We start from the raw sequence: 1,623 nt of genomic DNA, 5'->3' as shown, positions 1-1,623 counted from the left end.
CCAGGGGAGGACGCCCGGCGCGGGGCTCGTGATCATGTCGCCGGGCGTCCTCCCCTGGCTCACCTACTTCCAGGCCTTCGTCGCCCTCACCGTCCTCGCCGACGCGGTCGTCACGCTCGCCCTCGCCCGCGCCGACAGCGTCCGCCTCACCCACGGCGCCCTGATCTGGGTCCTCGGCCTCCCCCTCCTCCTCCACCTCCCGTTCGCCCGGTACGACGTCCAGACCACCGCCCTCGCCGTGCTCGCCCTGCTCGCCCTGGGCACCCGCGCCACCGCCGCCCACCGGCTCGGCGGGGCGCTCGCCGGGATCGGCGCCATGGTCAAGGTGTGGCCTGCGCTCGCCCTGATCGGCACGCCCCGGGGCCGTACCACCCGCGAGGCCTGGACCGCCGCCGCCGTCACCGCCCTCGCGCTCCTCGCCACCCTCGCCCTGTTCTTCTCCGACGCGCTGGGCTTCCTGCGCCAGCAGGGCAGCCGCGGCATCCAGATCGAGTCCCTGTGGGGCACGGCCCTGGCGGCGGCCCGCGCGAGCGGCATCTGGCCGGGCCGGATCGAGTTCCGCTACGGGGCCTACGAGTACGTCGGCCCGTACGTCTCCAGCCTCGGGCACCTCGCCCTGATGCTCACCGTCATCGCCTTCGGCTGGCTCCTCCTGTGGCGCCTCCAGGCCCGCCGCTGGACCGACGCCACCCCGTTCGACGCGGCCCTCGCCGCCGTCCTGCTCTTCACCGTCACCAGCCGGGTGATCAGCCCCCAGTACATGATCTGGCTGCTCGGCCTCGCCGCCGTCTGCATGACCTCCCGGGCGACCGTGATGCGCCCGGTCGCCCTGCTGCTCCTCCCGGCGGCCGCCCTCAGCTCCCTCGCGTACCCCGTCCTCTACGACGAGGTCGTCACCGGCACCACCACCGGCCTGGCCGTCATGGTGCTCCGCAACGCCCTGCTGCTCGCGGCGGCCCTGCTCGCCGCCCGCCGCCTGTGGACCTCGACGGCCGGAGGGCCGCCCGACGCCTGAACCCACCCCGCCGACACGGGAGTTCGGCAAGATCCCCCGTGCCGTAGGCTCGTCCGGCAAGTGCTGCCGGCTCCTGTGCAGGGCGGCGACACCCGGAGCGGGGGAGGCTCACATCGGTACCGGCGTCGACGACGTGCTCACGCCCCTCGGACCCGACGACCCGCGGGACGTCGCCGGATACCGGCTGGTCGCCCGGCTCGGCGCGGGCGGCATGGGCACCGTCTACCTCTCGCACACGCGCGGCGGCCAGCCCGTCGCCCTGAAACTGATCCTCCGCGAGCACGGCCAGGACCCCGAGTTCCGGCGGCGCTTCGAGCAGGAGGTGCGGGCCGCCCGCCGGGTGCGGGGATACCACCTGGTGCCCGTCGTCGACCACGACACCTCGGGCGCCTCCCCCTGGCTGGCCTCCGCCTTCGTCCCCGGCATCGCGCTGCACGAGGCGCTCGGCGCCTTCGGGGCACTGCCGCCGGCGACCGTCTTCCCGCTCGTCGGCTGCGCGGCCCGGGCCCTGGCCTCGATCCACGCGGCCGGAGTCGTCCACCGCGACCTGAAGCCGAGCAACATCATGCTCGCCCCCGACGGCCCGTACGTCATCGACTTCGGCATCG

The 1,623-nt window shown here is 74.9% G+C and carries 2 protein-coding genes; both read left to right on the top strand.

The genetic code is table 11. The features are described 5' to 3' along the window. Positions 1 to 1,015 (top strand): glycosyltransferase 87 family protein (locus tag CCN56_RS38630; RefSeq protein WP_086832305.1); only part of this gene is annotated, 1,015 nt, incomplete at its 5' end. Between the two features lie 211 nt (positions 1,016 to 1,226). Beyond that, positions 1,227 to 1,623: protein kinase (locus tag CCN56_RS38625; protein WP_179200148.1), on the top strand; the 397-nt coding region annotated here is incomplete at its 3' end.

Source organism: Streptomyces sp. NRRL B-24572 (assembly GCF_002156145.1).
Taxonomy (GTDB): Bacteria; Actinomycetota; Actinomycetes; order Streptomycetales; family Streptomycetaceae; genus Streptomyces; species Streptomyces vietnamensis.
The sequence above is the reverse complement of the archived record's forward strand: the minus strand, read 5'-3'. Positions and strand labels throughout refer to the sequence as shown.